This window comes from Marinobacter salexigens, from assembly GCF_002806945.1.
Taxonomy (GTDB): Bacteria; Pseudomonadota; Gammaproteobacteria; order Pseudomonadales; family Oleiphilaceae; genus Marinobacter; species Marinobacter salexigens.
This window is the reverse complement of record NZ_NIHC01000002.1, coordinates 1-4650: the sequence shown is the minus strand read 5'-3', so window position 1 is coordinate 4650 and position 4650 is coordinate 1. Positions and strand designations below refer to the sequence as shown.

The window sequence follows — 4650 nt, the reverse complement described above, 5'->3', positions numbered from 1 at the left end:
AGATGTCGCGTTTAAGTCATCAGCTCTTTAACAATTGGCCGCCTTTTCCGGATTCAGAGTGACTGATTCCGGCAAGCTGAAGTTTCTGATATCACCCGACCAGCGTCGCGGGTTTTCGGCTTTTGCCGCTTCAATAACCTGCTTTCTCTGGGCCAGTATCTGGTCAGCTTCGCCCGTATGGCGTTGCTGGGGTGTTACGTAATTCAAGGCACTGTGTCGGTGCTCGGTGTTGTACCAGCGCACGAACGCCAGTACCCATTTTCGGGCGTCCTCAATCGTACTGAAGCCGTTTACCGGGAACCCCGGTCGGAACTTCAGAGTTTTGAACAGCGACTCTGAGTAGGCGTTGTCGTTACTCACCCGGGGACGACTGTTCGAGGGCGTAATGCCCAGATCGTACAGCTTCTCCAGGAAGGTCGAGGCCTTCATGGGGCTCCCATTATCGGAGTGCAGCACCAGCGGTTTCTCTTTCGTCGCCAGATGCTCACGCCAGTAGGCCTTTTCGATGAACTCGCTGGCAAGCTCACCGGTTTCACCGTGATAGACCTCATGGCCCACGATCTTGCGGCTGTATACGTCCAACATCAGATACAGATAGAACCAGGTGCCTTTTGCTGGTCCCGGCAGCCATGAGATATCCCACGACCACAGCTCGTTGGCTTCTGTGGCCTTGTGGGTGGTTGCCCGGCGCTTGTTCTGAGGCGCTTTTTGCCGACCTCTGGGGTGTACTTGATCCTTCTCCCGCAGCACTCGGTAGAAGGTGGATTCCGAGGCCAGGTAGCGCCCCTGATCCAGTTGATCCGCAACGATAAAGGCCGGCGGACAGCTTCGGTACTCTTTCTGGTTACACAGTGAGACCACAGCCTGACGCTCCGCCTCCGAGAGTTTGTTCGCAGGTGTTGGCCTAGACGCCGCAGGTCGTTGATCAGCGCTGACGGTATTCTCTGCCGTCCAACGTTGATAAGTGCGTACACTCAGGTTCAGCAAGGCGCAGGCCTTGACCAGCCGGGCTCCGTTACCCTGAGCCTCTTGGATCAGGGTAACCGCCTGCTGGCGATCTGGGAGGCTGGTCATTCGTCCTCGTCTTTGGGGCCCCAGATCGCCTCGGCTTTTTTTGACAGCGTCAGTAATGCTGCGGTTTCTGCCAGGGCTTTTTCCTTGCGCCGCAGTTCAGCTTCGAGTTTTTTGACTCGCTTTTTCTCAGCCTTGGCCGCTTGCCGATTCTGCTTGGCCTGTTCATCTGACAGGGCATTGGCGCCCATGCAGGCAGTTTTCCAAGCTTCGATCTGTTCCGGGTACAGACCGTGCTTACGACAATATTCACTGAGTTCCGCCTCCGTCATCGGGGCGGTTTCCAGAACAATGCGGAACTTCTCTTCGCTACTCCACTTGTCCGAGTGAGCTGAATTCGATGGCAAAACGGCACCTCGTTCTCTGGCGGCTTTACGCCAATTGTACAAGGTTGCGGTACTGATGCCTTCTTGGCTGGCCAACTCGGCAACCGTCAGGTTGTGAGGTGGAGCCATCTTCTGGAGAATGGCTTCTTTACGTTCCGGCGAATAATGCGGCATGGTTGTCCTCTGAAATATTCAGGCGACAACTAAGCTGACACATAGGGGGTACAACGAACTAATACCAAAAATAGAAATAGAAGAAAAAACAGGGAAAAAGGTTATTGATTGTCAGCATTGCGGAATGTTGGCGGCCGTTGTCAAAGAGGAACATAAGTGGGGTTCTGATTATAGCTGTATTGTTTGTGGAGTTTCAGACACCGCAGTAGTCTCAACAAGTGAAAGTGTCGAGTGTCCAAACTGCCATAAAGATTTCGAGTTTTTTAATAAGAACCTAAATGCCTGTCCACATTGTAAAACAGCTACTAAGACGGAGAAGCTCATTGATTTATGTGAAGCCAAGTACACTGAGGGAGATGACTGGTGGGAAGAGGGACAACCACATATAGCAGGATGCCATAGATGCCAATACGAAAGACCCTCTGTATTTTTTATTGACGGCCTGTGGAGTTGCGTATCTTGTTTTGATAGAGGATGGCAGGCAATATCTTGTCCCCATTGCGACGAATTCGTAACTGGCGATATGGAAACAATTAAGTATTTCGCTTGTTATAAATGCGAAGATGAAGCTAGAGAACGATTCAAAGCAGACGGTTTTTAACAATGCATTGCAGCGGACAAGCCGCTGAATGCGGCGTTAGCGCCTCATGGCCGACGGTTGTCGTTCACCTCGTCCGCAAGCCAAGCTTTGATCAGTGATTGATAAGGCATGTCTCGCTTGTTGGCCTCAATTTTGATCCGATTAAGCAGTGTTTCAGGCAAACGGAGTGAGATAGTCTTGGTTGAAGGCTTTAGCTTCGGAAAAGAAGCAGGTTTTGCCTGGCTCCAGTCCAAGTAATCTGAGGAGTCGTGGGTCTCCCAGAACTCTCGCTCTTCTGCTTCAGTTTTAAACCCAGGCATCTTTTTCAACTTGCTCATAAACAGCCCTCTCTTTGCGGTGCATGTCGCGAGCTGAAATTACGCGAATCAGTGTACCGTTCTGCCTTAGTGTAAATGTGATGTGGAGTAGTCTCTCATCATCTGTTTCACCAAGGGCATGAAACCGGGCCTCTGCTTGGCTGTGTCTGGAATCTTCCAACACGAGAAGCGGCTCATTAAAGAAGATTTCTTCCGCTTCGGACTGGTTGACGCGATGCTTCTCCGCGTTTTTTCGGGAGTTGCCTTCGTCCCAGTCAAAGCCAGTGACTTGTGCCCAATTGATCATAAAAGTATATTACCAGCATATACGTTGTCGTCAACAAGTGCTAACCAATGCAGGCACGGCGACGCCCATTACATTGTGCCTTCGGCTCCATTTCATGGGCGCGCATGCTGCAGGCGTTAAGCCTCACAAGGATGATAGGTTCGTGGAAAACCGAAACCTCCAAGAAAAATTCAAGTTGGCAAGCTCTGACCAGCTCCTGAAGTGGCTGGTTTGGATATTCGTTTCAGCTATCGCTGCAGTCGCGGCAGTGTTCATTTTCTATCTATTCAACTTTCAGGGCAGTCTCACTCTGGAGCACGAGCGTTGGGGCACGTTTGGTGATTTCATGGGAGGCACGTTAAGCCCGATACTGAGCTTTTTAGCCTTAACGGCACTGCCCTATGTGTCAGCGTAGTTGTCGCCTGATTATTTCAGAGGACAACCATGCCCCATTATTCACCGGAACGTAAAGAAGCCATTCTCCAGAAGATGGCCCCACCTCACAGCCTGACGGTTGCCGAGTTGGCCAGCCAGGAAGGCATCAGTACCGCAACCTTGTACAATTGGCGTAAAGCCGCCAGAGGACGAGGTGCCGTTTTGCCATCGAATTCAGCTCATCCCGACAAGTGGAGTAGCGAAGAGAAGTTCCGCATTGTTCTGGAAACCGCCCCGATGACGGAGGCGGAACTCAGTGAATATTGTCGTAAGCACGGTCTGTACCCGGAACAGATCGAAGCTTGGAAAGCTGCCTGCATGGGCGCCAATGCCCTGTCGGATGAACAGGCTAGGCAGAATCGCCAAGCAGCCAAGGCTGAGAAAAAGCGAGTCAAAAAACTCGAAGCGGAGCTGCGACGCAAGGAAAAGGCTCTGGCAGAAACCGCAGCATTGCTGACGCTGTCAAAAAAAGCCGAGGCGATCTGGGGCCCCAAAGACGAGGACGAATGACCAGCCTCCCGGATCGCCAGCAGGCGGTTGCTCTGATCCAAGAGGCTCAGGGTAACGGAGCCCGGCTGGTCAAGGCTTGCGCCTTACTGAACCTCAGTGTGCGCACTTATCAACGTTGGACGGCAGAGAATACCGTCAGCGCTGATCAACGACCTGTAGCATCCAGGCCAACACCTGCGAACAAGCTCTCGGAGGTGGAACGTCAGGCCGTGGTCTCACTGTGCAACCAGAAAGAATACCGAAGCTGTCCGCCGGCCTTCATCGTTGCGGATCAACTGGATCAGGGGCGTTATCTGGCCTCAGAATCCACCTTCTACCGAGTATTGCGGGAGAAGGATCAAGTACATCCCAGAGGTCGGCAAAAAGCGCCTCAGAGTAAGCGCAGGGCAACCACACATAAGGCCACAGAACCGAACCAGCTGTGGTCGTGGGATATCTCCTGGCTACCGGGGCCAGCAAAAGGCACCTGGTTCTATCTGTACCTGATGCTGGACGTATACAGCCGCAAGATCGTGGGCCATGAGGTCTATCACGGTGAAACCGGTGAGCTTGCCAGTGAATTCATTGAAAAGGCCTACTGGCGTGAGCATCTGGCGATGAAAGAGAAACCGCTGGTGCTGCACTCCGATAATGGGAGCCCCATGAAGGCTTCAACCTTCCTGGAGAAACTGTACGATCTGGGCATTACGCCCTCGAACAGTCGCCCTCGGGTCAGTAACGACAACGCTTACTCAGAGTCGCTGTTCAAAACCTTGAAGTTCCGTCCGGGGTTCCCGGTAAACGGCTTTAGAACGATTGAGGACGCCCGCAAATGGGTACTGGCGTTCGTGCGCTGGTACAACACCGAGCACCGACACAGTGCCTTGAATTACGTAACACCCCAGCAACGCCATACGGGCGAAGCTGACCAGATACTGGCCCAGAGAAAGCAGGTTATTGAAGCGGCAAAAA

Annotated in this window: 6 protein-coding genes; 3 read left to right on the top strand and 3 right to left on the bottom strand. The window is 52.5% G+C overall.

Annotated features, from left to right (window positions below; translation table 11 throughout):
• Positions 1-27 precede the first annotated feature (27 nt).
• From CDH47_RS05045 to CDH47_RS05030, 3 genes are all read right to left on the bottom strand, one after another.
• A protein-coding gene (locus tag CDH47_RS05045) for an IS3 family transposase (protein ID WP_476738575.1) occupies positions 28-1571 on the bottom strand; the annotation gives its coding sequence in 2 pieces (ribosomal slippage) (positions 28-1103 and positions 1103-1571; 1545 coding nt in all).
• Positions 1572-2216: 645 nt separating this feature from the next.
• Positions 2217-2489, bottom strand: coding sequence for a BrnA antitoxin family protein (locus CDH47_RS05035; protein ID WP_100638785.1), 273 nt, complete (start codon positions 2487-2489; stop codon positions 2217-2219).
• Positions 2458-2775: a BrnT family toxin gene (locus CDH47_RS05030; RefSeq protein ID WP_100638784.1), complete on the bottom strand. Its 318-nt coding sequence runs from the start codon at positions 2773-2775 to the stop codon at positions 2458-2460. Before CDH47_RS05030 ends, CDH47_RS05035 begins: the two co-directional genes overlap by 32 nt.
• Before the next feature lie 142 nt (positions 2776-2917).
• On the opposite strand from CDH47_RS05030, the gene CDH47_RS05025 reads away from it, so the two are divergent.
• The 3 genes from CDH47_RS05025 to CDH47_RS05015 all read left to right on the top strand — a co-directional run.
• Positions 2918-3169, top strand: coding sequence for a hypothetical protein (locus CDH47_RS05025; protein WP_153045466.1), 252 nt, complete (start codon positions 2918-2920; stop codon positions 3167-3169).
• Positions 3170-3198: 29 nt separating this feature from the next.
• Positions 3199-3699 carry a transposase gene (locus tag CDH47_RS05020; RefSeq protein ID WP_100638782.1) on the top strand — a complete coding sequence of 167 codons (501 nt, stop codon included), beginning with the start codon at positions 3199-3201 and terminating at the stop codon, positions 3697-3699.
• On the top strand, positions 3696-4650 hold a 955-nt coding region (locus CDH47_RS05015; RefSeq protein WP_153045465.1), incomplete at its 3' end, for an IS3 family transposase. The genes CDH47_RS05020 and CDH47_RS05015, both read left to right, overlap by 4 nt.